Annotated in this window: 23 protein-coding genes; 13 read left to right on the forward strand and 10 right to left on the reverse strand. The window is 67.2% G+C overall.

Features of this window, described 5'->3' with window-relative positions; translation table 11 throughout:
• Positions 1-105: 105 nt before the first annotated feature.
• The gene (locus AC1Q64_RS11770) at positions 106-801 is read right to left on the reverse strand and encodes a DUF4124 domain-containing protein (protein WP_291439915.1); all 696 of its coding nucleotides are present in this window, start codon (positions 799-801) and stop codon (positions 106-108) included.
• Between the two features lie 5 nt (positions 802-806).
• Positions 807-1,505, reverse strand: coding sequence for an orotate phosphoribosyltransferase (gene pyrE, locus AC1Q64_RS11775; RefSeq protein ID WP_291439917.1), 699 nt, complete (start codon positions 1,503-1,505; stop codon positions 807-809).
• Positions 1,506-1,515: 10 nt separating this feature from the next.
• Between pyrE and AC1Q64_RS11780 the strand changes: the two genes are divergently transcribed.
• The 8 genes from AC1Q64_RS11780 to AC1Q64_RS11815 all read left to right on the forward strand — a co-directional run bounded on the left by AC1Q64_RS11780 (position 1,516) and on the right by AC1Q64_RS11815 (position 9,718).
• The gene (locus tag AC1Q64_RS11780; RefSeq protein ID WP_492251448.1) at positions 1,516-2,319 is read left to right on the forward strand and encodes an exodeoxyribonuclease III; all 804 of its coding nucleotides are present in this window, start codon (positions 1,516-1,518) and stop codon (positions 2,317-2,319) included.
• 20 nt (positions 2,320-2,339) lie between these two features.
• On the forward strand, positions 2,340-4,247 hold the full coding sequence (locus tag AC1Q64_RS11785; protein ID WP_492251449.1) for a GspE/PulE family protein: 1,908 nt from the start codon (positions 2,340-2,342) through the stop codon (positions 4,245-4,247).
• Between the two features lie 186 nt (positions 4,248-4,433).
• Positions 4,434-4,982 carry a putative pterin-binding protein gene (locus tag AC1Q64_RS11790; RefSeq protein ID WP_492251450.1) on the forward strand — a complete coding sequence of 183 codons (549 nt, stop codon included), beginning with the start codon at positions 4,434-4,436 and terminating at the stop codon, positions 4,980-4,982.
• Entirely contained in the window at positions 4,963-6,621 is a 1,659-nt protein-coding gene (locus AC1Q64_RS11795; protein WP_492251451.1) for a GGDEF domain-containing protein, read from the forward strand. The genes AC1Q64_RS11790 and AC1Q64_RS11795 overlap by 20 nt, the downstream gene beginning before the upstream one ends.
• Positions 6,622-6,643: 22 nt before the next feature.
• Positions 6,644-7,006 carry a response regulator gene (locus AC1Q64_RS11800; protein WP_492251452.1) on the forward strand — a complete coding sequence of 121 codons (363 nt, stop codon included), beginning with the start codon at positions 6,644-6,646 and terminating at the stop codon, positions 7,004-7,006.
• Between the two features lies 1 nt (position 7,007).
• Positions 7,008-7,622, forward strand: a complete 615-nt coding sequence (locus AC1Q64_RS11805) for a chemotaxis protein CheC (protein WP_492251453.1) — start codon at positions 7,008-7,010, stop codon at positions 7,620-7,622.
• Between the two features lie 145 nt (positions 7,623-7,767).
• On the forward strand, positions 7,768-8,406 hold the full coding sequence (locus tag AC1Q64_RS11810) for an MBL fold metallo-hydrolase (protein ID WP_492251454.1): 639 nt from the start codon (positions 7,768-7,770) through the stop codon (positions 8,404-8,406).
• A gap of 211 nt (positions 8,407-8,617) precedes the next feature.
• The gene (locus AC1Q64_RS11815; RefSeq protein ID WP_492251455.1) at positions 8,618-9,718 is read left to right on the forward strand and encodes a GGDEF domain-containing protein; all 1,101 of its coding nucleotides are present in this window, start codon (positions 8,618-8,620) and stop codon (positions 9,716-9,718) included.
• Positions 9,719-9,736: 18 nt separating this feature from the next.
• On the opposite strand, the gene AC1Q64_RS11820 is transcribed toward AC1Q64_RS11815, so the two are convergent.
• Entirely contained in the window at positions 9,737-10,588 is an 852-nt protein-coding gene (locus AC1Q64_RS11820; RefSeq protein WP_056742161.1) for a M48 family metallopeptidase, read from the reverse strand.
• A 131-nt stretch (positions 10,589-10,719) separates the two neighbouring features.
• Between AC1Q64_RS11820 and AC1Q64_RS11825 the strand changes: the two genes are divergently transcribed.
• From AC1Q64_RS11825 to AC1Q64_RS11835, 3 genes are all read left to right on the forward strand, one after another.
• The gene (locus tag AC1Q64_RS11825) at positions 10,720-12,114 is read left to right on the forward strand and encodes an AmpG family muropeptide MFS transporter (protein ID WP_492251456.1); all 1,395 of its coding nucleotides are present in this window, start codon (positions 10,720-10,722) and stop codon (positions 12,112-12,114) included.
• 150 nt (positions 12,115-12,264) lie between these two features.
• Positions 12,265-12,987, forward strand: coding sequence for a response regulator (locus tag AC1Q64_RS11830; protein WP_056057318.1), 723 nt, complete (start codon positions 12,265-12,267; stop codon positions 12,985-12,987).
• A 41-nt stretch (positions 12,988-13,028) separates the two neighbouring features.
• Complete coding sequence (locus tag AC1Q64_RS11835; protein ID WP_492251457.1) at positions 13,029-14,285, forward strand: HAMP domain-containing sensor histidine kinase; 1,257 nt, start codon at positions 13,029-13,031, stop codon at positions 14,283-14,285.
• Here AC1Q64_RS11835 and AC1Q64_RS11840 read toward each other — a convergent pair whose 3' ends face one another.
• On the reverse strand, positions 14,286-15,530 hold the full coding sequence (locus tag AC1Q64_RS11840; protein WP_492251458.1) for a YbfB/YjiJ family MFS transporter: 1,245 nt from the start codon (positions 15,528-15,530) through the stop codon (positions 14,286-14,288).
• 72 nt (positions 15,531-15,602) lie between these two features.
• On the opposite strand from AC1Q64_RS11840, the gene AC1Q64_RS11845 reads away from it, so the two are divergent.
• Together AC1Q64_RS11845 and AC1Q64_RS11850 are read left to right on the forward strand one after the other, a co-directional pair.
• Positions 15,603-16,487 carry a LysR substrate-binding domain-containing protein gene (locus AC1Q64_RS11845; protein ID WP_291437963.1) on the forward strand — a complete coding sequence of 295 codons (885 nt, stop codon included), beginning with the start codon at positions 15,603-15,605 and terminating at the stop codon, positions 16,485-16,487.
• A gap of 32 nt (positions 16,488-16,519) precedes the next feature.
• The gene (locus AC1Q64_RS11850) at positions 16,520-17,656 is read left to right on the forward strand and encodes an NAD(P)H-dependent flavin oxidoreductase (protein WP_492251459.1); all 1,137 of its coding nucleotides are present in this window, start codon (positions 16,520-16,522) and stop codon (positions 17,654-17,656) included.
• A 198-nt stretch (positions 17,657-17,854) separates the two neighbouring features.
• Here the strand turns inward: AC1Q64_RS11850 and AC1Q64_RS11855 are convergent, their stop codons facing one another.
• The 6 genes from AC1Q64_RS11855 to AC1Q64_RS11880 are packed head-to-tail and all read right to left on the reverse strand — an operon-like array spanning position 17,855 to position 22,565.
• The gene (locus AC1Q64_RS11855; protein WP_291437965.1) at positions 17,855-18,829 is read right to left on the reverse strand and encodes a glycosyltransferase; all 975 of its coding nucleotides are present in this window, start codon (positions 18,827-18,829) and stop codon (positions 17,855-17,857) included.
• A gap of 12 nt (positions 18,830-18,841) precedes the next feature.
• Positions 18,842-20,125 carry an O-antigen ligase family protein gene (locus AC1Q64_RS11860; protein ID WP_492251460.1) on the reverse strand — a complete coding sequence of 428 codons (1,284 nt, stop codon included), beginning with the start codon at positions 20,123-20,125 and terminating at the stop codon, positions 18,842-18,844.
• Positions 20,122-20,937: a glycosyltransferase family 2 protein gene (locus AC1Q64_RS11865; protein ID WP_492251461.1), complete on the reverse strand. Its 816-nt coding sequence runs from the start codon at positions 20,935-20,937 to the stop codon at positions 20,122-20,124. The genes AC1Q64_RS11860 and AC1Q64_RS11865 overlap by 4 nt, the downstream gene beginning before the upstream one ends.
• Before the next feature lie 3 nt (positions 20,938-20,940).
• Positions 20,941-21,147, reverse strand: a complete 207-nt coding sequence (locus AC1Q64_RS11870; RefSeq protein WP_291437968.1) for a zinc-finger domain-containing protein — start codon at positions 21,145-21,147, stop codon at positions 20,941-20,943.
• Positions 21,148-21,152: 5 nt separating this feature from the next.
• Positions 21,153-22,091, reverse strand: a complete 939-nt coding sequence (locus tag AC1Q64_RS11875; protein ID WP_291437969.1) for a branched-chain amino acid transaminase — start codon at positions 22,089-22,091, stop codon at positions 21,153-21,155.
• Positions 22,092-22,130: 39 nt separating this feature from the next.
• Complete coding sequence (locus AC1Q64_RS11880) at positions 22,131-22,565, reverse strand: glycerate kinase (RefSeq protein WP_291437970.1); 435 nt, start codon at positions 22,563-22,565, stop codon at positions 22,131-22,133.
• Between the last annotated feature and the right edge of the window lie 44 nt (positions 22,566-22,609).

The raw sequence follows: 22,609 nt of genomic DNA on the forward strand, positions 1-22,609 counted from the left end.
CGACTGACACGCAAACAACAAAGGGCCGCAGGGCCCTTTGTTGTTTGGATCTCTCGGTGCACTTCGTAGGCCAAGGGCCGGGGGAACGTTCCCAGCGCACACGCCCTACCGCGTGGCAGCTGGTGTGGCGTCGCTGGCGGGCACTGCACCGGTCGAAGGCATACGCTGCGCCTCCCACAGCTTGCGAAGCTGAGCCAACTCCACATCAAAGCGCTGGTGCACGCGTCGCTTTTCCTGGTCTTGCCCTGCAATGAATCGCTGTTGCTCGGCAATGCTGTCTTCGTTCTCGGCGATCTTGCGGCGCAGTGACATGGGGGCCTTGTTGGGGTCCTTTTTGTAGAACTCCATCTCCACATCAAAGGCCTTGCGCTGCTGCGCCAGCTCTACGAGGCGCTTTTCGGCGGTAGCCGTCACATCGTCCACCAGCTGGATGGCCGCAGCGCGCTCCGCATCGTGCGTGGCCTTGTCAGGGTAACGGGCCGTCAGCGCGCGTTCGCGGCGGCGGTCTTCCAGCTCGCGGGCACGGGCTTCGGCCTCCTTGCGGCGCTGTACCTCTTGCGCGGCTCGCTCCTGCTCGGTCAGCGAGGGGCCGATCTGCCGCCGCACGATGCCCGAGGGACCGAGCTCGCGCTGCTCCCGGTCCAGGCATTCGGCGATCGGCCGGTCGGCCGTCAGGCGTCGGCCATTGCGGTCCACGCAGGTGTAGATGCCACTCGATGTCCCGGGGGCTTGCGCCCATGCCAAATCAGCGCCCAGGGTGGCCAACAGAAACCCGCCCATGATCCACGCCGATTTGCTCAAATCATCTACCCCTCGTTGACGCCATACCGCTGGCGGTAGGCCAGCACCTTCTCGTGGTGGGAACGCATCCCCTCTTCCCCATTTTGCTCAAGGAAGAGCAATAAGTCTGCCAGCCGTGCGATGGCGCACACCTGCATGCCCAGCTGGTTGCGCACATACTGCACCGCGCTGTGATCTACGTCCTGCCCATTCTCGGTGGCTTTTTCCTGGCGGTCCAGCGCAATAGCTACCGCGTGGGGCGTGGCACCAGCGGCTCGGATGATGGCGATGGACTCACGGGCGGCCGTGCCGGCTGACATCACATCGTCCACGATGAGCACCCGGCCCTCAAGGGGTGCGCCGACCAGCGTGCCGCCCTCGCCGTGGTCCTTGGCCTCCTTGCGGTTGTAGGCAAAGGGCACGTTGCGCCCCAGGCGCGCCAGCTCCACCGCCACCGTGGCAGCCAGCGGAATCCCCTTGTACGCAGGGCCAAACACCATGTCGAATTCGATGCCGCTGGCCAGCAGGGCTTTTGCATAGAATTCCGCGAGCCGCCCGATCTTGCGGCCGTCGTCGAACAGACCGGCATTGAAGAAGTAGGGGCTCAGACGCCCTGCCTTGGTCTTGAATTCACCAAACCGCAGCACGCCCGACTCGACGGCAAAACGGACGAAATCCTGCGCCAGCTGGCCCTGTTCGGGGGTTTGCACGCCAACATCCACCATGGGGAAATCCTTGTTCAAGTTAACCAGCCTCAATCTCAATGGCATCCGCTCGGCCACCAGCAAAGGCGTGGAAAGCTGGATGGCAGCCACGCGGCCGGATTGTATTTGTGTGCAGGAAGTCAAGGCCCAGGCCGCCGACATGGCCAACCGGTTCGAACGCATGGCGGGTCTGCAGGGTCACTTTCACTTTGCACAAAAGAAGGGCTATTCCGGTGTGGGGGTCTACACCCGGCACGAGCCTTCCGATGTAGTCATTGGCTATGGATCTACAGAGTTCGATGCAGAGGGCCGATATGTCGAGCTGCGTTTTGATACGCCCGCCCGCAAGCTGTCCATCATCAGCGCGTACTTTCCCAGCGGATCCTCGGGCGAAGAGCGCCAGCAGGCCAAGTTCCGCTTTCTGGCCGAGTTCCACCCCCATCTCATGCGCCTGAAGGCCGAGCGCGACTTCATTCTGTGTGGCGACATCAATATTGCGCACCAGCAAATCGACCTCAAAAACTGGCGCAGCAATCAGAAGAACAGTGGTTTTTTGCCCGAAGAACGCGCCTGGATGACAAAGTTGTTGCACACAACTGATGAAGGCGGCGGCATCATAGACGTTTACCGTCAGTTACAACCTACCGCCACCGACACCGCCTACACCTGGTGGAGCAACCGCGGCCAGGCGTATGCCAACAACGTGGGTTGGCGGCTGGACTACCACCTGGCCACCCCTGCGCTCGCGGCGCTGGCGCGCGCAGAACATATCTACAAGGGTGAAAAGTTCTCGGACCACGCACCCATCACGGTGGATTACGCACTGACCCTATAAGCCCCAGACACTCTGTCCCGATGACCGACGCCAGCACCTCCGCCCCACCCCCCGCCCACAGTTTCCGCCCCCAAAGCGCCGAGGCGCTGTGGCGTCAGATCTCCACCCCCCACCCCACGGTGGGCAAGGCGCGGCACCTGGGCGAGGCGTTGGTCCACGCAGGACTGCTGTCCACCCCAGACCTGGCGGAGGGCCTGCAGGCGCAGCAAGAAGAGCGCGGCAATGGCGTGCAACGGCCGATCGGCCAGATTCTGGTGGACCGGGGGGCGCTCACCCAGGACCAGTTGCGCGGCGTCATCGCCACGTGGCTGGGCGAATACACCGTGCATCCGGGCGATATCACACCCGAGGCATCGGCACTGGCACTCATCCCCCGTGCCGTGGCCGAGCGTGAATCCGTGCTGCCCCTGATCGCACGCGAGGACGCGCTGGTGCTGCTGATGGCCGACCCTTGGGACCGCGTGCTGATCGACGAGATCCGCTTTCTGACCCAACGGCGGCTGATCCCGCTGCAGGCAGCGCCCGGCACGCTGATGCCAGCCATCCACAAGGCCTACCGCACCCGCCCTGCCGACGCGGGCAGCGCTGTATCGGGCGCACGCGCCACCTCGCAGGAGCTGCTGACCAACCTGGCCACTGCGTCACCAGACGCCGACACCGAGCAGGCCGATGTGATCAGCGAGTCGGACAACACCCTGGTGCGGCTCATCAACTCGGTGATTGACGAAGCCATCAGCCACCGCGCGTCCGACATCCACATCGAGACCGAGCCAGCCCCGCACAACGTGCGTGTGCGCCTGCGCATCGACGGCGACCTGGTGCCTTACCTTGAGCTGCCCGCGCGCTACCGCTTTGCGATGGTGGCGCGCATCAAGATCATGGCCAGCATGGACATCTCGGAGCACCGCAAGCCGCAGGATGGCAAGATCGACTTTGCCCGCTTCGGTGGCCCCCCGGTGGAGCTGCGCGTGGTCACCGTGCCCACCTCGCGCGGACTGGAAGACGTGGTGCTGCGCCTGCTGGCGGGCGCCAAGCCGCTGCCACTGGAGAACATCGGCCTGAGCCAGCCCAACCTGCTGGCGCTGCGCGCGGTGGTGCAGAAAAGCTATGGCCTTGTGCTGGTGTGTGGCCCCACGGGCTGCGGCAAGACGACCACGCTGCACTCGGTGGTGCGCGACATCAACACCGCCGGCCGCAAGATCTGGACGGCAGAAGACCCCATCGAGATCACGCAGGAGGGCCTGCGCCAGGTGCAGGTGAACCCGCGCATCGGCTGGACCTTTGCCGCGGCCATGCGCACCTTTTTGCGCGCCGACCCGGACGTCATCATGATCGGCGAGATGCGCGACGAGGAGACTGCGCGCATCGCCATCGAGGCCTCGCTCACCGGTCACCTTGTGCTGTCCACCCTGCATACCAACTCGGCGCCCGAGAGCATTGCACGCCTGCTCGAAATCGGTCTGGACCCCTTCAACTTCTCGGATTCGCTGCTCGCCATCCTGGCACAGCGCCTGGTGCGGCGCCTGTGCACCGCCTGCCGCGAGCCGCGTGTGGCCGACGACGAGATGCTGACGGGCCTGGCGTCTCAGTACCTGGAGAGTGGCACCCACAACACCGCCGAGGCGCGCCAGGCGCAGATCGGGCGCTGGCGCCAGCAACACGGCGGCGCCCAGGGCGAGCTGCGGATGTGGCGCCCGGTGGGGTGCGCCAAATGCGAAGGCCACGGCTACCACGGCCGCCTGGGCATCCACGAGCTGATGATGAGTGACGAAGCCATTCGCCAGCACATCCGCCATCGGGCCCCCGCCTCGGACATCCGGCACTCGGCACTGGCCGCCGGCATGCTGACCTTGCGCCAGGACGGTATCGAAAAGGTACTGCAAGGCCTGACCGACATGAGCGAAGTGGTAGCCGCAACCAACCTGTAGCCTCAACAGTCACCTACCAGCCCGAAAATACCGTCAACAATTGTCAAAACCACCCATCTTGCGGCAATTTTCCATTGGACGGCCGCCGGTTTTCCTGCTTTCACGGGCATAGTCGAACCGAGCCAGCCGCCGCACCCGGAGCCAGTCCGGGCCCCTGTGCGCCGGCAGGACGTGAAAGTGGTGACGATGTTGTTCCGACTCCTGGCTGCCCTGCGGGCCCGCGCAGGCACCTCCTTGACTGCCGCGGTGGGCACCCTGAGCCTGTGCCTGCCGCTGTGGGCCCATCCTGCACCCGTGTGCCCGGCACCCCAGGGCCGCAGCGTGCTGCAACTGCAGCCTCCCGGAGAAGGTCGGTCGCAGGCCTGCGACCCGCAGGCTCTGGAGCGACTGCCCGCACGCGACATCACCACCACCCTGCCCCCCGCACTGGGTCTGGCCGGTGAACACCGCTGGACCGGGGTGCCACTGCGCCACCTGGTCATGCAGCTCGGCGGCAATGAACACAGCCGCATTGTGCTGGCCGCCTTGAACGACTACGCGGTCGAGATCCCCTGGAGCGACCTGGTCCGTTACGACCCGGTGCTGGCCTACCGGCGCGACGGCCAGCGCATGGGCATCCGCGACAAGGGACCGCTGATCCTGATCTACCCGTTTGACGCTCACCCTGATTTGCAGCAGGGCCAGGACTACGTCAATCGCACCATTTGGCAGGTCCATGCAGTCTCCGTCCGCTAAGTCACAGGCCACCGGGCACGGCGCTGGTGGCGGCACCAACGGAACTGGCACCACCAGAAGCCCACGCACCACCTACCGGCTGCTGGCCGTGGTGGTGGCCATGGCCCTGGGTACGTCGGCTGCCCTGTGGTGGACGCTGCGCCAGGCCCAGGACCTTGCACGGCCCCACCAGCAAAACGACCTCTGGTACATCGCCAGCGTGCACAACGAATTGGCGCGGGTGAGCCTGCTGGCGCGCCAGCTGCGGGCCCAGGAAGCCAGTGCGCAGGAACTCAGCGACCGGCTGGACGTGCTGTACAGCACCCTCGACACCAGCGGCCGGGGCCCACGGGTAAGCACCCAGCTGCGCGAGGCACTAACGGGCACCGCACAGGATCTTGACCAGCTGCGCACCCAGGTCGAACAATGGTCAGACCAAGCCACGGTCCGCCCGGCTGACCGCGCTGCAACAACGCCCCCCGCCGCCCGCCGTGTCGCTGAAGACATCACCCGCCAGTCCGACACGCTGCTGGAGCGCATGCGCCAGGCCGTGGCCACGGTGCACCTTTTCAGCACCCAGCAAACCGACCGTGCGCGCCAGCAGCTGCACCAGCGCTTCGTCGTGCTCAGCGTGGTGCTCAGCGCCCTGCTCGTGGGCACCACGCTGCTGATTGCCAGGCTGGTGCAGGACGCACGCTCCGCCGCAGCTGCATCCCGGCAGCTGGCGCAAACCAACCGGCTGCTGGAAGACCGCGTAGCCCGGCGCGCACGCAAGCTCGAAGAAAGCCGCGCGCTGCTGGGCTTCATTCTGGACACCAGCCCCAGCGACGTGCTGCTGGCCGAGGTCGAGAGCGGCCGCGTGCATTTCATCAACCACCGGCTCACCGAGCGCCTGGGACTGAAGGCGGCACCGCAGACCCTGTTTCTGCCCGACCTGCTGCACGACCCAGAAACACGCCAGCGCTTCATGCAGACTCTGGACCAATACGGCCAGGTCGATGCCATGGAGGCACAGATCGGTACCCATACGCCGCGCTGGAGTTCCCTGTCGGCCCGTCTCATCGACGTCGAGGGCCAGTTGGCCCACCTGCTGTGGGGCTTTGATATCAGCACCCACAAGGCCCTGGAGGCCCAGCTGCGTGAACTGGCCACACGCGATGCGCTCAGCGGCCTGCTGAACCGCAGGGCCTTCATGGAGCGCAGCACGGCATTGTTCGACCACTGCCGCCGCCATGGGCAGCCCTGCACGGTGCTGATGATCGACATCGACCACTTCAAGCGCATCAACGACCGGCACGGCCATCAAATGGGCGACACCGCCATCCGCGCCAGCGCCGAAGCCATTGGCCAGGCGCTGCGCGACGCCGACCTGCTGGGCCGCCTGGGTGGAGAGGAATTTGCCGCCCTGCTGCCCCACGCCAGCGCCGACAGTGCGCGGCAGGTCGCGGAACGCATCCGGGGCGCCATCGCACAGCTGGGCCTGGCGTCGCCTGCAGGGCATCCGGTCACGTTCACCATCTCCATCGGCATGGCTGCCAGCGAGCGCCACCACACAGGCATCGAGCCGCTGATGGCTGATGCCGACGCGGCCCTGTACCGCGCCAAGGCCGCCGGCCGCAACCGGGTGCTGGCCCACGAGGCCGCACTCACCCAACCTTGATCCCACCAACTACACAACGACCATGAGCCTGCGCCTTTTGATTGTGGATGACAGCCGCATGTCCCGCCTGATCCTGCAGGGCCTGGTGCAACAGGCCCACCCCGACTGGACCATCGTGCACGCCAGCAGCGGCGAAGAGGCCTTGCAACTGGTGCGCGAGAGCCCCGTGGACCTGGTCTCCATGGACTTCAACATGCACGGCATGAACGGCCTGGATGCCGCACTGGCATTGCGCCAGCTGCTGCCCCAGGTGCCCATTGCCATCCTCACGGCCAATGTGCAGACCGCCGTGCAGGAGCGCATTGAGGAAGCGGGTATGGTGTTCATTGCCAAGCCCATCACCCCCCATGCCGCCCAACAGCTCACCGCCCTCGCAGGAGCCTGACATGCCCATTCAGCTAGACGCCGAACAGATCGATGCACTCAGCGAGATCTTCAACATCGGCGTAGGCAAGGCCGCCGCCGCCATGGGCAGCTTGCTGCGCGACGAGGTGCTGCTGTCGGTGCCGCATGTCAGCGTGTTCACCGTGAGCGAGGCGGCGCAGCAACTGGGCACCCAGGGCCACCCCATGTATGGCGTGCGCCAGCCGTTTCGGGGGGTGCTCAACGGCGACGCCCTGCTGATTTTCCCGGGGCACCGCAGCCTGGAGATCGTGCGTATCGTCGCCGGGCAGAACGTGCCGAGCGAAGACCTGAGCGCCATCGAGCAGGATGCGCTGACGGAAGTGGGCAACGTGATGCTCAACGCCTGCATTGCAGCCCTGTCCGACCTGCTGGGGCACGAGTTCGAGCTGAGTCCTCCGCGTTTTGACATGGGCGACAGCCGCACCATCCTGGGCACCCGCATACAGAACCATCTGGTGGTGTTTTTGCACATCCGCTTTGAGCTGCTGAGCAGCCAGATCGAAGGCTTTGTGGTGTTCGTGCTCAACACCACATCTCTCGAAGGCCTGCGGACCGCGGTCGACCGGCTGCTCGGACGCCCCGTGGACGCAGACTGAGGGCACAAGGCACCTCAGACCGGGCAGCGCGCACGCCCTGTGCGACACTCGCGCCTGTCGCTTTCAGGCCCTGCCGCCACCGCGCAAACCCGCTGCCCAACCCATGGCTAGCGGCCCTCGCGCGATGGGTTATTGCCTCCACCCCATGCTCCGCTACCTCACTGTCCCCGTCACCCCCTTTCAGCAAAACGCCTCGATCATCTGGTGCGACACCACGCAGCAGGCCGCAGTTATCGACCCGGGCGGCGACCTGGACACCTTGCTGGCAGAGGTGGAAAAGCGGGGGCTGCAACTGGCGCAGATCTGGCTCACCCACGCGCACATCGACCACGCGGGCGGCACGGGTGAGCTGGCCCAGCGCCTTTCGCTACCCATCGTCGGCCCCCACCCGGGCGACCAGTTCTGGATCGACGGTCTGCCGCAGCAAAGCGCGATGTTTGGCTTTCCTCCCGCCCAGCACTTCACCCCCACGCGCTGGCTGCACGACGGCGACACCGTACAGATCGGCAACGAGACGCTCGCTGTGCGCCACTGCCCCGGCCACACGCCGGGGCATGTGGTGTTCCATGCGCCACAGATCGACCGCGCATTTGTGGGCGACGTGCTGTTTGCGGGCAGCATTGGTCGCACCGACTTCCCCCAGGGCAACCACCAGCAGCTCATCGACAGCATCACACAGCGCCTGTGGCCCATGGGCAACCAGACGGTGTTCATACCGGGCCACGGCCCCGAGAGCACCTTCGGGCGCGAGCGCCAGAGCAACCCCTATGTGGGTGGCACCTAACCCCCTGGCGCAAACGCTCCTACATTCATAGCACACCAGGCATATTCCACTAGCGCAATCGACTGGTTTGGCTTGAAATCGGTCGCCAGGCCGCTTGCGTGCGGCCCCGATCAGACCCCGGGATACCGCCCAGTTCGGCGCACCCACTGGGCCGCCGGGGGCTACGATGGGGCGGTTTGCCACCCCTGCAGGCCGCCCGTGCCCCTGTGCCATGACCCCATCGAACGCGCCGCGCCCCCCGCTTGAACCCCAGCGCGGCTCCAGCCTTGCGGGCAAGGCCTACTGGGCCATGGTGCAGCGGGTCGCGCTGACGGCAGCGGCCATCGACGCGGGCTACATCCTGCTGTTTCTGTGGCTGGGCTCGATGCCGCTGGCAGCCGTCAATGTGTTGAGCATCGCCATGTACCTGGGGGCCTACCGGCTCATCCAGAAGCGCTACAACACCGCTGCACTGGCCCTGATCTGGCTGGAGGTGATCGGGCACTCGGCCCTGGGCTCGCTGCTCATCGGCTGGGAGAGCGGCTTTCACTATTACCTGCTGATGTTCATCCCCGCCATCGTGATCGCCAACACGCGCGGCTATGCCGCGCCCATGGTGCTGGCCCTGCTGGCCTACTACCTGGGCCTGCACATGCTGAGCGACGCCGTGGGGCCGCTGGACCCGCTGCCCGAGCAGGGTGTGAAGATCGTGAACTGGGTGCACATCTGCGTGGTGTTTGCCATGTCGGCGGCGCTGTCGGCGTTCTACCGCCGCACCATCCTCATTGCCGAGGCGCGCCTGCGCAAGCAGGCCACGCGCGACCCGCTGACCGGCCTGGCCAACCGCAGCCACTTTGACGCGCAAGCCACCGAGGCGCTGGAGCGCAGCCAGCGCAGCGGCGTGCCGGTGACGCTGCTGCTGTGCGATGTGGACCACTTCAAGCGCGTGAACGACCAGTACGGCCACGCCGTGGGCGACCAGGTGCTGGTGGCCATGGGCCAGGTGCTGGCCGACAACCTGCGCGAGGGCGATGTGCTGGCGCGCTGGGGTGGCGAAGAGTTCCTGGCACTGATGCCCGCCAGCCCGCTGGACGCCGCCAGCGCCACGGCCGAGCGCATCCGCGCCGCTGTGGCCCGGGCACCGCTGCCCGTCGGCCCCGAGCCCTTGGCCCTGACGCTGTCGTTTGGCGTGGCCCTGGTGCACGGGCCCGACGACCTGCAGGCCGCCATTGCCCGCGCAGACCAGGCGCTGTATGTCGCCAAACACGCGGGGCGCAACCGGGTGCAGCTGGCGGGTGAAGACGCCACCGATGCAGTGGCGGCCAGCGCTTAAATACGCTGGCTCGGCGGTTCAACCGTTGCGGCGCGCGGCCTCGTACAGGCCTTGCACCTTGGGCACGTTCTGCTCCAGCTCGCGAATGCGCGCGGGGCCCGATGGGTGGGTGGACAAAAACGCCAGCCCGCCTTGTTTGCTGCCGCTGGCATTGCCCATCTTCTGCCACAGGCTCACGGCGGCCGACGGCTGGTAGCCCGCGCGCGCGGCCAGCTCCAGCCCCACCAGGTCGGCTTCGCTTTCGTCCGAGCGGCTGAACTGCAACGTGAGCAATTGCCCGCCCAGGCCCGCAGCCGCCTGCCCCAGGTCGCCCAGCCCCAGCAGCTGCGAGCCCAGTCGCAGCGCCAGGTTGGTGCCCTGCGTCTTGGCAATGCGCTCGCGTGCGTGCTCACGCAGCGCATGGGCCATCTCGTGGCCCATGATCATCGCGGCCTCGTCGTCGGTGAGCTTGAGCTGGTCGAGGATGCCGGTGTAGAACGCAATCTTGCCGCCGGGCATGCAAAACGCATTGATCTGCGAGCTGCCGATCAGGTTGACCTCCCACCGCCACTGGCGGGCGCGGTCGTTCCAGGGCGTGGCGTACGGGATCAGCCGCTTGGCGATGGCGTGCAGGCGCTGTAGCTGGGGGTGGTTGTCGGGCGCCAGCGCGCGCTTGGCGCGGGCCTGCTCCAGCATCTGGCGGTACTGCTGGGCGGCAGACTGCTCCAGCGTCTCGGCGGGCACGAGCTTGCGCAGGCTGGATGCCGAACCCACGTCCACCTGCGCCAGCACCGGCGTGGCCGCAGCGGCGCCCGCAGCCAGCAGAAACGCGCGGCGTGCGGACCAGGGGGACGACGGCGCGACGGAAGGAGCGGGGCAGAAAAGACACATACAAGGCAATCCCAGAAGGAATAATGAGCAGCGCTGGCACACAACACACCAGAGCCTGCCGCGCAGATGGAGGCTGACAGGATGGCTACAAGGGTGCGTCGGCGATGATAGACAAAACCCCCCGCTCGCCCATGTCAGACACCTCCACATCTTCCACCCCCAGCCTCGCTCCCGCTACCGCCCCGGACAAGCCCCCGCGCACCCCCTGGCTGCAAACCCTGCGCGTGTACCTGGAGCCCGCCAGCCTGCGCATGCTGACGCTGGGTTTTTCGGCCGGGCTGCCGCTGCTGCTGGTGCTGGGCACGCTGAGCTTTCGCCTGCGCGAGGCGGGCATCGACCGCAGCACCATCGGCTACCTGAGCTGGGTGGGCCTGGCCTACGGCTTCAAGTGGGTGTGGGCGCCGCTGGTGGACCGCATGCCCATCCCGGTGCTCACGCGGCTGCTCGGGCGGCGGCGCAGCTGGCTGCTGCTGGCACAGCTGGTGGTGGTGGCGGGACTCATCGGCATGGCGCTGGCCGACCCGCGCCTCACACTGGGCCCCATCGTGTGGTGCGCGCTGGCCGTGGCGTTTGGCTCGGCCACGCAGGACATTGCGCTCGATGCCTTCCGCATCGAATCGGCCGACGCCAACCACCAGGCCGCGCTGGCGGCGTCGTACCAGACGGGTTACCGCCTCGCGATGATCTGGGCCGGAGCCGGTGTGCTGTGGATTGCAGCGCGCTCCGAGGTCGCGCCCGCGGCCGGCCAGGCCGTGGCCCTGGGTGCCGCCGCGTACCAGAACGGCGCCTGGCAGGCGGCCTATCTGGCCATGGCGGCGTCGATGGCCGTGGGCGTGGTCACCGTGTTGTTTTCGCGTGAGCCCGCGCCCGTGGCGCTGCCCCCCGCCAAGAACGCTGCCGAGTGGATCCAGGGCGCACTGGTGGCCCCGTTTGCCGACTTCCTGCGCCGCTACGGCTGGCATGCGGCGCTCATCCTGGCGCTGATTGCCGTGTACCGCATCAGCGATGTGGTGATGGGCATCATGGCCAACCCGTTCTACGTGGACATGGGCTTCACCAAGGACGAAGTGGCCGCCGTGACCAAGATCTACGGCGTGATCATGACGCTGGCGGGCGCCTTCGTGGGCGGCGTGTTGTCCATGCGGTTTGGCGTGATGCGCATCCTGATGCTGGGCGCCATCCTGAGCGCGGCCAGCAACCTGCTGTTCGCCTGGCTGGCGGGCCACGGGCACGATGTGACGGCGTTGATTGCCGTGGTGTCGGCCGACAACCTGGCCAGCGGCATCGCGTCGGCCGCGTTCATCGCCTACCTGTCGAGCCTGACCAACGTGAGCTACTCAGCCACGCAGTACGCGCTGTTCAGCTCGATGATGCTGCTGCTGCCGAAGTTCGTGGCGGGCTTCTCGGGCGACTATGTGGATGCGTTTGGCTACGCCCAGTTCTTCACCTCCACGGCGCTGCTGGGGCTGCCGGTGCTGGTGCTGGTGTGGCTGGCATCGCGCATCCAGAAGGTCGGTGGCGCCTGATTCATATGCCCAGAAAGCTACCAAATCAATAGCAACTTCTGAAGCCTCTCGCCACCCGGTTTACCGGAACTTTACGGGGGCTTCAACACGGGGAGACGGCTTGGCCGGACCATGAAGACAGTTTCAAAGCCTCGCTACTACACTGCCCCCATGAGCTCCCAACTGCTGATGATCGAAGACGACGCCCGCCTCGCGCAGATGGTGGGCGAGTATCTGGGCCAGTCGGGCCTGCAGGTCACGCACCGTGCCGATGGCAAGAGTGGCCTGGCGCAGCTGCAGGGCCCTGATGCCGGGCCGCTGCCCGACTTGGTGATCCTGGACCTGATGCTGCCCGACATGGATGGACTGGAAGTGTGCCGCCGCATCCGCTCGCTGCAGGGCAACGCGGCGCAGGTGCCGGTGCTCATGCTCACCGCCAAGGGCGACCCCATGGACCGCATCATCGGGCTGGAGCTGGGTGCTGACGATTATCTGCCCAAGCCCTTTGAGCCCCGTGAGCTGCTGGCCCGCATCCGCGCCATCCTGCGCCGGCGCACGGATGGTGGCGGCGCGGCAGCCGCCACCCAGGTGCTGCGCTTTGGCACGCTGGAGATCGACCGCGACGCGCGCACCGTGACCGTGGCGGGGCAGCTGGCGGACCTCACCTCCTACCAGTTCGACCTGCTGGTGGCATTGGCCGAGCGCGCGGGCCGGGTGCTCACGCGCGACCAGATCATGGAGGCCGTGCGCGGCCGCGAGCTGGAGGCGTTTGACCGCTCCATCGACGTGCACATGGGCCGCATCCGCGCGGCCATCGAGGCCGACGCCAAGAACCCGCGCCGCATCCTCACGGTGCGCGGTGTCGGTTATGTGTTTGCCAAGCAGCAAGATTGACCGCTGACGCAGCCCCCGCTGCCTGCGCTGTCGCCCCACGCATGTCCTTGTCCAACCCTTTTTCCCGCCGCCTCTATTTGCGCATCTGGCTCGCCGTGGTCGGCGGCATGGCGGTGCTGACGCTCACCGTGGGCTGGGCCTGGCGCATTGCCGAGGAACAAAAGGCCCAGAACAACCAGCCGTTTGTGCCGCCCTCGCGCGAGATGGCGGTGCGCGACCCGGCGGGCAACCTGGTGCTGCGCGGCATGGCCACGCGCCAGCCGTCCGAGCCGGGCGAGGTGGTGGAATTCCACATCGAGGCTGAAAACGGCCAGATCTTCACCCTGCAGATGGCGCCCCGCCAGCCCCGCATGGGCCGCAACGGCGGCCGGCCCGGGGGGCCCGGCCAGGACGAGGCGGCTTTCTGGACCCGTCCGCCCTTCGGCTTCTTGTGGCTGCTGGGCATCGTGGGTCTGGCGGTAGCCGTGGGCGTGTACCCCATCATCCGCCGCCTCACGCAGCGGCTGGAGGCCTTGCAGCGCAGCGTGAAGAAGTTTGGCGAAGGCGACCTGTCGGTGCGGGTGCCCGAGCAAGGCCAGGACGAAGTGGCCGACCTGGCGCGCCAGTTCAACGCAGCGGCCGAGCGTGTAGAAACCCTGGTCAAATCACACAAGTCGCTGCTGGCCAATGCCTCGCACGAGCTGCGCTCGCCCCTCACCCGCATCCGCATGGGGCTGGAGTTGATGGGTGGTCAGCAGCCCTCGCCCGCGTTCCGCGAAGAGATCCTGCGCAACATTGCCGAGCTGGACCAGCTGGTGGACGAGATCCTGCTGGCCAGCCGCCTGGATGCGCGCGAGGCCGACGTGGGCACGGTGGAACTGGTGGACCTGATTGGCCTGGCCGCCGAGGAATGCGCGCGCGTGGATGCCGACCTGGACGTGAGCGCGAGCCCCGACTCACTGGAGGTGCGCGGCGTGGCCAAGCTGCTGCGCCGAGCCATCCGCAACCTGCTGGAAAACGCGCGCCGCTACAGCAGCGGCGAGATCACCGTGGTGGTGTACCGCCGCCATGGCCATGCCGAAGTGCATGTGTGCGACCACGGCCCGGGGGTCCCCACCAACCAGCGCGAACGCATCTTCGAGCCTTTCTACCGCCTGCCGGGTGCCAGCGAACGCGCGGGTGGCGTGGGACTGGGCCTGGCCTTGGTGCGCTCGATTGCCGGGCGCCACAACGGCAGCGTGCACTGCCAGGACCGGGCCGACGGCGCCAGCGGCGCCTGTTTTGTGCTGGCGCTGCCGCTGGCGCCGGCAACGCACTGATCAGAGCGCTTTCGGGCGTAGCGCCAACGGCCAGCGCCACGCCATGGCGGCGAACAACACCGCGCCCACCCCCAGCGCCGCAGCCGCCACGGCCAGCCCATACACAAACCCTTGGCTCTGCGTTGCCGTATGGTGCAGCATCCAAGCCACCATGGGTGGGCCCACGATCTGCCCGATGCCATAGGCGGCGGTGAGCAACCCCGGAAAACTGTCACCCGCTGCAGGCCACACGCGCCGCGCCTCCTGCAGGGCATAGAAGGTGATGGCGGTGAACGGCAAGCCCAGCAGCAGGCTGCCCAGCGCAAACCCCGCAGGCCCCGGCCACACCAGGCTGAGCGCGATGGCCCCAGCCTGCACGATGTAGGCCGCCATCAGCATCCAGCGACGGTCCCACGCGGCCGGGGTGCGGGTGGACAACGCCGCGCCCAGCGCCACGCCGGCACCAAACAGCGGCCAGAACAGGTCCGGCCAGGGCGACCCGGTGGGCAACGCAGCGCGCGCAATCACCGGCAAAAAGGTGGCAGTGACGATGTAGCCCAGCCCCGCGAGCCCATAGGCCAGCGTGAGCCCCGCCCTCGCCCAGGGCCCGTGACCGGGGGTGGCGCCGTCCACCGCGGGGCCGGCAGCCGTCGCCGACGCGGGCCATGCCACGCCCTGCAACACCGGCCATATAGCGGCGCACAGCCCCACGCTGAGCAGCCCAAACACGCCCCAGCCTGCCGCTGCGGGCCACTGCAGGGCCACCATGGCACTGGCCGACAGGCCGGTGAGCACGATACCCAGCCCCGGCCCACAAAAGATCAACCCGCCCAGCGCGGGCTGGCCCAGCGCTACCAGCCGCAGCATGCACCACACCGAGACGTTCAAGAACACCAGCGCACAGGCAACCCCGGCCGCAAACCGCAGCGCGGGCCAGGTGCCTGGCAGCGGCAGCGCCATGCCCAGCGTGAGCAGCACCGTGGCCGCGAGCCCCCAGCGCGCCAGCCGCGCCGCATGCCACCTCTGCCGCGCACGGGGCGCCACCCAGGGCAGCGCCATGCAGGCCAGCGCCCCGATCAGGTACCCGAGGTAGTTGGCCGTGGCCAGCCAGCTGCCGCCGGCCAGCGTGACCACGCCGTCGTGCAGCATCATGGGCAGCAGCGGGGTGAAGGCAAACCGGCCCACGCCCATCGCCACCGCTAGCGCGGCCATGCCCGCCAGTGCTACAGCCAGGGGACGGTCTTGGGGGGCAGAGCGCGGTTCCATGCAGGCGGCTTCCAGTCTATGATTCTGTTTTGAGATTTATTTTTTATTAATCATCTCATAACAAGAATATTGATGGACCTTGCCGCACTCGAAATTTTCCGGGCCGTTGCGCTGGAAGGCAGCGTGACCCGCGCTGCCGAACGGCTGGGCCGCGTGCAGTCCAACGTGACCACGCGCGTGCAACAACTGGAGGAACAGCTGGGCGCCACGCTGTTTCTGCGCGAGGGCAAACGCATGGTGCTGACGCCTGCCGGGGAGGCGCTGCGCGGCTATGCCGACCGCCTGCTGGCGCTGGCCGAAGAGGCTCGCCAGTCGGTGCACCCCGGCCAGCCCGGCGGCCGGTTGCGCCTGGGCGCCATGGAAAGCACGGCCGCCGCACGCCTGCCGCAGCCGCTGGCCCGGCTGCATGCGCAGTGGCCGGGGCTGGTGCTGGAGCTGTCCACCGCCCCCTCGCGCCAACTGGTGGAGCAGGTGCTGGCCCACACCATCGACTGCGCGCTGGTGGCCTGGCCGCCGCCGGGCATCGACGCCGACGCGCCGGTGGAGCGCACCGCCGTGTTTGCCGAGGCCTTGCTGCTGGCCCTGCCCGCCGACCACCCGCCCGTGCACACGCCCCTGGACTTGCAGCTGGACACCTTGGCCGCATTCAGCCCCGGCTGCACCTATCGCCGCATGGGCGAGGCCTTCATGCAACAAAAAGATGGCAGCCCGCCGCGCGTTCTGGAGCTGGCCTCGTACCACGCCATCCTGGCCTGTGTGGCCACCGGTCGCTGTGCGGGCGTGGTGCCCCAGGCCGTGATCGACCTGATGCGCGAGCCGCCTGCGCTGCGCTTGGTGCCCCTGGCCACCTGCGACACGGTGCTGGTGCACCGGCGCGGCTACCAGTCGCCGGCGCTGGATGCGCTGCGGACCGCACTGACCTCCGGCGAAGCACACCGCCCCGCCGCATCGACCTGACCCCTCCCCCACAGATCGCACAAGGAGCCCCCATGCCCGCCGCCTTCACCACCCACCTGGACCTTGCGCTGCCCATCATCCAGGGCCCGATGACCGGGTCGGACACACCCGCACTGGCCGCCGCCGTGTCACAGGCCCGTGGCCTGGGCATGCTGGGCTGCGGCATGCGCTCGCCCGCGGCCATGGCCGAGGCCGCCGCTGAGGTGCGCCGCCGCACCGACCGGCCCTTTGGCATGAACCTGTTTGTGCAGGCCACGCCCACGCCGGACGACGCCACGGTGCAAGCCGCACTGCAGCGCCTGGCGCCGTTCTACGCGGAGTTCGGCCTAGTGCCTGAGCGGCCCGCACAGTGGTGTGAGGACTTCGCGGCACAGTTCGACGCCCTGGTGGCCGCACGCCCGGCCGTGGCCAGTTTTACCTTCGGCATCCTCACGGCGGCGCAGGTGGCACGGCTGAAAGCGGTGGGAAGTACGGTGGTTGGCACCGCCACCACGCTGGCCGAGGCGCAGGCCTGGGCCTCCGTGGGCGCGGATGCTGTGTGCGCATCGGGCATGGAAGCCGGGGGGCACCGGGGCACCTTCCTCACGCCCACACAGCCCGGTGCCACCGGCGCGACGCCGTCATTGGCCGACTTTGCGGCCAGCATGGTGGGCACGCTGCCGCTGGTGGCGCAGTGCGTGCAGGCCCTGTCCATCCCAGTGATCGCTGCGGGCGGCATCATGGACGGGCACGGCATTGCGGGTGCTCTGGCGCTGGGCGCCCAGGCGGTGCAGATGGGCACGGCATTCTTGACCTGCCCTGAATCGGCCATTGGGCCCGCCTACCGCGAAGCGCTGACACACGCGCAGGCCACCGACACGCGCACCACCCGCATCTTCTCGGGCCGGCCGGCGCGCGGCATCGTCAACCGCATGATGCAAGCCCTGCAGGTCGACGAGGCCACCGTGCCGCCCTACCCCGTACAGAACGCACTGACCGGAGCGCTGCGCCGTGCGGCTGCCCAGGCTGGCCGGGCCGACTGCCTGTCGCTGTGGGCGGGCCAGGGTGTGGCCCAGGTACGGCCCATGCCTGCGGCACAGCTGGTGGCGTTGCTGGCCCAGGAGTGGCAGCAGGCCACCGCGCCGCGTGGCGACTCCACGGCCGCCCATCAATCACTATCATTTTTATAGCGCAAGGTGCATATGGAACATGCGCCTGCAGCCAAAATCGCTTTAGAAAACCCACGCAGTAGCCCCCGAGATGAGCAGGGTGCTAAAAACTGGCGCGCTGTGAAACCAGTGCCACCGTGGAGCTGGCTTTGCCAAGCCACGGGTGGCGTCTCCCTCTCGCAGGAAAGTGGGAAGGTGCGAAGCACCTCAGGGGGTGCCTCACTGCCTCCAGGGCAGTTCGCGCGCAGGGCCCTGGATCATGGGCGGCTGGGCGTTGAGGGTTTCGCCCGCCAACACCCGCTCGTACATGCGCAGGTAGTTGCGGGCCATGCGCTCGGCGCCAAAGTGCTCCATCACATGCTGGTGGCAGGCGCGCGGGTCAAAGCGGTTGCCCCGCACCGCCTCAGCCAGCACCGAGGCCTGGTCTGACAGCACGCCGCACTGCACCGGCACCAGCTCGGGCAAGGCGCCGTAGGGTGTGGAAAACACGGGGCAGCCGAAGTACAGGCTCTCGATCACCGCCAGCCCGAAAGGCTCGTGCCAGCGCACCGGAAAGATCAGTCCGCGCGAGGCGTTGAGCAGGCCCGTCTTCTGCGTGCCGCCCACCATGCCGTGAAAGTGGATCTTGCGCGACAGCGTCCAGCGAAAGCCGCGCTTGAAGTTGATGCGGTTGCCGCCCAGCACGTCCAGCTCCACCCCGGCCATCTTGGCCACCTTGATGGCGCCGCGCACGTTCTTCACGCCCCAGGCCGCCTTGCCCAGGAAGTGGTAGTGCGCACGCGGGCGGTCAAAGTCCACCGGGCCATAACCGGCCCAGTCCAGCCCGTTGTAGACGAATTCGCTGGAGCCATAGCGCGCCGCGTGGTCGCGCGACAAAAACACCGTGTTGCGCGGCAGCGGCTTGGGCTTGCGGGCGTTGCCGTGCTCGGTCACCAGGTAGGGTTTGGACAGCTCGGAGCGCGGGTTGAACTGGAAATGCGTGATGTCCACGTCGGACGGGATCTGACCATCCCAGGGCTCGTCGGGCCGGATGGGCAGCACCTGGCCGAAGTCGCAGGTCGATCCCTCGGGCACCAGGTAGCTCACGCGGTGGCCCTGCTGCACCAGCGTCTTGCCCAGGTCCCAGATCACGCGCTCGGTGCCGCCGTAGCCATAGACGGGGATGGGGGAGTTGTTGACCAGCAGGATGTGCATGGCAGAGGTCCTTCAGGAAATGGCTGCGGCTTGCCCGGGTGCCTGCAGGCGCTGGCGCTCGCGGCCTTGCAGGATGGCCAGCACCAGCATGCCCATGAACAGGTAGAACATGGTGCCGCTGTTGTGCCCCAAAAACACCTGGGTCGTGCCAAAGCCCATGTACGACACGGGCAACAGCACCCCGATCATGCGCAGGCACAGGCCCTCGGTATCCAGCACGCCCGCACGCCCCGGGAACACGCGGCGCCGCGTGGGCCAGAACAGCACCAGGGGCACACCATAGAAAAACAGCAAGACCACCACACCGGGGATGCCGCGCTTGACAAAAATGTCCAGCAATTCGTTGTGGGCGTGGCTGAACTGCAGAACAATCGGGTGGGCCTCGCCGGCAGCCACCCGCCGCTGCTTCTCGGCCTCGTAGCCATAGCGGCCCCAGCCGGTCCAGGGGCGGTCCAGGCCCATGCGCCAGGCCAGGCCCCAGTGCGCCAGGCGCTGGCCCACCGAGCTGGCCGCGTCGCCCCGCGACTCGTACTGCGTGATCTCCTGCCGCGCCTCGTCCACCCGCAGGCGCACTTCGTTGGCCTTGAAGGCCATCAGCCCGGCCGCGCCGGCCACGACCAAGACGCCGCCCACAATGGCCAGCCTGCGCTGGCCACAGCGGGCCTGCAGCCAGGCGCACAGCAGCAATGCCAGCGGCAGCACCACCCAGCCCCCGCGCGACTCGGACAGCAGCGACCCCTCCAGGCCCAGCAGAATGCCCACCACCCAGCCCCCACGCTGCCAGGGCTTCCAGCGGTCCCACAGCACCAGCAGCGCAACCGAACACATCAGCCCCAGCAACAGGCTGAGTCCGCCGTACTGGATGGCATTGGTAAAACCATTGGCGCGCGGCAGGTGCAGCACCATGGCCTGGTACATGCCGATCAGGCCCGCGCCGCAAGCGCCCACGGCGATGCCGGCCCAGAGCCAGCGCGCCTGCGGAGGGTAGGCCAGCACGTACAGCAGGCACGGCAGCGCCAGCAGATACTTGGCGGGCCGGTCCAGGTTGGACCAGCTGCCCTGGGCCGGGTCAAAGTCGAGGGCCCAGACCGTGCCCATCGCCACGATAGAGGCAAAAAGCAGCCAGGCATCGCGTCCCGGCCGGCGCCGCAGCCACACCCCGGCGGTGGCCAGGCTGCACAACAGCAGCACCACCGCCCCCCAGGAATAGCCCGAGCGCACCCACAGCGCCATGCCCGGCACCATGAAGGCGGCCACGCCCGACAGGCGTACAAAAATTTCGTCAGCTTTGGTCAACGGCGCACGCTCTCGCTCAATTGCTGGTGGTCGTACTCCAGCGCGGCGTACCGGAAGAACGCCTCCAGCGCCACAAACAGACAATACAGAAAACCTGCCCCGCCACAAAGAAAGCCCAGCCGAAACACATACAGGCGCAGGAACATGCTGGTGCCCGAGGCCAGGCCCCGCACCACGCCGCCCTTCTTGCCAGCGGCCGCGCGCTTGGCGGCACCGAGCATCGCGTACTGGGTGAGCTTTTCCAGGCTACCCCGCACCGTGGTGCGGGAGTAGTGCAGCAGCCGCGCCTCGATCCGGCGGCGCGGCACCGTGCCACCGCCCGGCGGTGGCAACAGCTCGGCCTGCTCGTGCACTACGCCCGTGAACTCGCGGACCATGGCGCGCACGAACAGGCGCTCGATCTGCGACTGGGAGCGGAAGTACTTGAGCTCGTGCCCATACGCCACCATGCGCCAGCGAATGGTCCACACAGCCTGCGCGCCAGAGCGCACGATGGCCTGCAGCTCATGGGCGAACGCAGGCGTCATCACCTCGTCGGCATCCAGAAAGAAGATGTAGTCGCCCCGCGCGTGGGCCAGCAGCCGGTTGCGCTGCACGGCAAAGCCCTGCCAGTCGGGGTAGTTGTGGACTTCCGCACCCAGGCGCTGGGCCACGGCCACGGTGTCATCGGTGCTGCCGCTGTCCACCACCAGCAACTGGTCGGCAAACGCAGCGCTTTGCAGGCAGGCTTCAATGCGGTGCGCCTCGTTGAGGGTCAGCACCGCAACGGTCAACGTGGGCGGCGCCGATGCGCCGCCGGTTGCAGCTGGCATCAATCAGTGACCAGCGTGTACATGCTCGCCGGCTTTGAGGCGATAAACAGTTCCACAGTACGGGCACTTGGCTTCACCCGTGCGGGCCACGTCCAGGTACACCTTGGGGTGGCTGTTCCACAGCTTCATGTCTGCCTTGGGGTTGGGACAAAAAACGCCACCCTGGGCGTTCAGGTCTTTGGCCAGGAGTTCAACGGTAGCTTGCGACATGTTCTTCAGACCTTGCTCAGCCAGTGGGCGTATTTCGGGTTGCGGCCACCGACGATGTCGAAGAAGGCGCTCTGGATTTTTTCGGTGATCGGGCCGCGCGATCCGCTGCCCAGCTCGATGCGGTCGAGTTCGCGGATGGGCGTCACTTCGGCGGCCGTGCCGGTGAAGAAGGCCTCATCGGCGATGTACACCTCGTCGCGCGTGATGCGCTTTTGCACGATCTCCAGGCCCAGGTCCTTGGCGATGTGGAACACGGTGTTGCGGGTGATGCCGTTCAGGGCGCCGGCAGACAGGTCGGGCGTGTAGATCACGCCGTTCTTGATGACAAAGATGTTCTCGCCCGCACCTTCGGACACAAAGCCCGAGCTGTCCAGCAGCAGGGCTTCGTCGTAGCCATCATCCAGCGCTTCCATGTTGGCCAGGATGGAGTTGGTGTAGTTGCTCACCGCCTTGGCCTGCGTCATGGTGATGTTGACGTGGTGGCGCGTGTAGCTGCTGGTCTTGACGCGGATGCCGCGCTTCATGCCCTCTTCGCCCAGGTAGGCGCCCCAGGCCCAGGCGGCCACCATGAGGTGGATCTGGTTGCCCTTGGGCGAAACACCCAGCTTTTGCGAGCCGATCCAGGTCAATGGACGCAGATAGCAGGATTCGAGCTTATTTTCGCGCACGACGGCCTTCTGGGCCTCGTTTACTTCTTCCTTCGTGAACGGGATCTTCATGCGCAGGATCTTGGCGCTGTTGAAGAGGCGGTCGGTGTGCTCTTCGAGGCGGAAGATCGCCGTGCCGTCGGCCGTGTTGTAGGCGCGCACGCCTTCAAAGGCGCCGCAGCCGTAATGCAGGGTGTGGGTCAGCACGTGGATCTTGGCGTCGCGCCAATCGACCATCTGGCCGTCCATCCAGATCTTGCCGTCACGGTCGGCCATCGAGGGAACTACGGGGCTCATGGGTGTCCTTTGGTTGCTGTGGGTCGCAAAACCAGGATTTTACGGGGCTGCGGGCGGCGCGCCTTCTCCATCAGCGGCAGGGTTGTCCTGGGGGCGAACCAAGGTCCACGCCACCAGCTTGCCCTGCTGGAACTCGCAGGTCACGTGCGAGCGGGTGCCGTCGGTCCAGCGGTAGACCTCGGGCTGGACGTTTTCGGCCGATACACGCTCGCCCAGGGCCTGGGTCATGGCCACCACGTGCATGAGGTTCACACCCTTGGTCAGCCGGGCGTTGAGCATCACGGCGCTGCCCACGTACCCGATGGGTCGCTTGGCGGCCTTTTGCATCACGCTCATCAGCCGCGTGAAGTGCAGCAGCCCCCACATGAGCAGACCGCCAACCACGGCAGCCACCCCGGCCCAGCCGTAGGCATAAAAACCAAAGCCGATCAGGGACACGGCCCCCAGGGGCACCAGGATATTGCGCAAGTTCATAGGTCGAGATTGTCTTATGGCGCCATGGGCACGGCGCTGTGGGC

Source organism: Acidovorax sp. GW835-FHT14G06, from assembly GCF_058793595.1.

Excerpts from the sequence above, each read along its gene's own strand:
- AC1Q64_RS11820 (WP_056742161.1), bottom strand. The coding sequence starts at position 10,588 with ATGTGTCTTTTCTGCCCCGCTCCTTCCGTCGCGCCGTCGTCCCCCTGG.
- AC1Q64_RS11785 (WP_492251449.1), top strand. The coding sequence starts at position 2,340 with ATGACCGACGCCAGCACCTCCGCCCCACCCCCCGCCCACAGTTTCCGC.
- AC1Q64_RS11810 (WP_492251454.1), top strand. The coding sequence starts at position 7,768 with ATGCTCCGCTACCTCACTGTCCCCGTCACCCCCTTTCAGCAAAACGCC.
- AC1Q64_RS11880 (WP_291437970.1), bottom strand. The coding sequence starts at position 22,565 with ATGAACTTGCGCAATATCCTGGTGCCCCTGGGGGCCGTGTCCCTGATC.
- AC1Q64_RS11875 (WP_291437969.1), bottom strand. The coding sequence starts at position 22,091 with ATGAGCCCCGTAGTTCCCTCGATGGCCGACCGTGACGGCAAGATCTGG.
- AC1Q64_RS11830 (WP_056057318.1), top strand. The coding sequence starts at position 12,265 with ATGAGCTCCCAACTGCTGATGATCGAAGACGACGCCCGCCTCGCGCAG.
- AC1Q64_RS11835 (WP_492251457.1), top strand. The coding sequence starts at position 13,029 with ATGTCCTTGTCCAACCCTTTTTCCCGCCGCCTCTATTTGCGCATCTGG.
- AC1Q64_RS11825 (WP_492251456.1), top strand. The coding sequence starts at position 10,720 with ATGTCAGACACCTCCACATCTTCCACCCCCAGCCTCGCTCCCGCTACC.
- AC1Q64_RS11790 (WP_492251450.1), top strand. The coding sequence starts at position 4,434 with ATGTTGTTCCGACTCCTGGCTGCCCTGCGGGCCCGCGCAGGCACCTCC.
- AC1Q64_RS11800 (WP_492251452.1), top strand. The coding sequence starts at position 6,644 with ATGAGCCTGCGCCTTTTGATTGTGGATGACAGCCGCATGTCCCGCCTG.
- AC1Q64_RS11845 (WP_291437963.1), top strand. The coding sequence starts at position 15,603 with ATGGACCTTGCCGCACTCGAAATTTTCCGGGCCGTTGCGCTGGAAGGC.
- AC1Q64_RS11795 (WP_492251451.1), top strand. The coding sequence starts at position 4,963 with ATGCAGTCTCCGTCCGCTAAGTCACAGGCCACCGGGCACGGCGCTGGT.
- AC1Q64_RS11870 (WP_291437968.1), bottom strand. The coding sequence starts at position 21,147 with ATGTCGCAAGCTACCGTTGAACTCCTGGCCAAAGACCTGAACGCCCAG.
- AC1Q64_RS11865 (WP_492251461.1), bottom strand. The coding sequence starts at position 20,937 with ATGCCAGCTGCAACCGGCGGCGCATCGGCGCCGCCCACGTTGACCGTT.
- pyrE (WP_291439917.1), bottom strand. The coding sequence starts at position 1,505 with ATGGTGGATGTTGGCGTGCAAACCCCCGAACAGGGCCAGCTGGCGCAG.
- AC1Q64_RS11805 (WP_492251453.1), top strand. The coding sequence starts at position 7,008 with ATGCCCATTCAGCTAGACGCCGAACAGATCGATGCACTCAGCGAGATC.
- AC1Q64_RS11850 (WP_492251459.1), top strand. The coding sequence starts at position 16,520 with ATGCCCGCCGCCTTCACCACCCACCTGGACCTTGCGCTGCCCATCATC.
- AC1Q64_RS11855 (WP_291437965.1), bottom strand. The coding sequence starts at position 18,829 with ATGCACATCCTGCTGGTCAACAACTCCCCCATCCCCGTCTATGGCTAC.
- AC1Q64_RS11840 (WP_492251458.1), bottom strand. The coding sequence starts at position 15,530 with ATGGAACCGCGCTCTGCCCCCCAAGACCGTCCCCTGGCTGTAGCACTG.
- AC1Q64_RS11815 (WP_492251455.1), top strand. The coding sequence starts at position 8,618 with ATGACCCCATCGAACGCGCCGCGCCCCCCGCTTGAACCCCAGCGCGGC.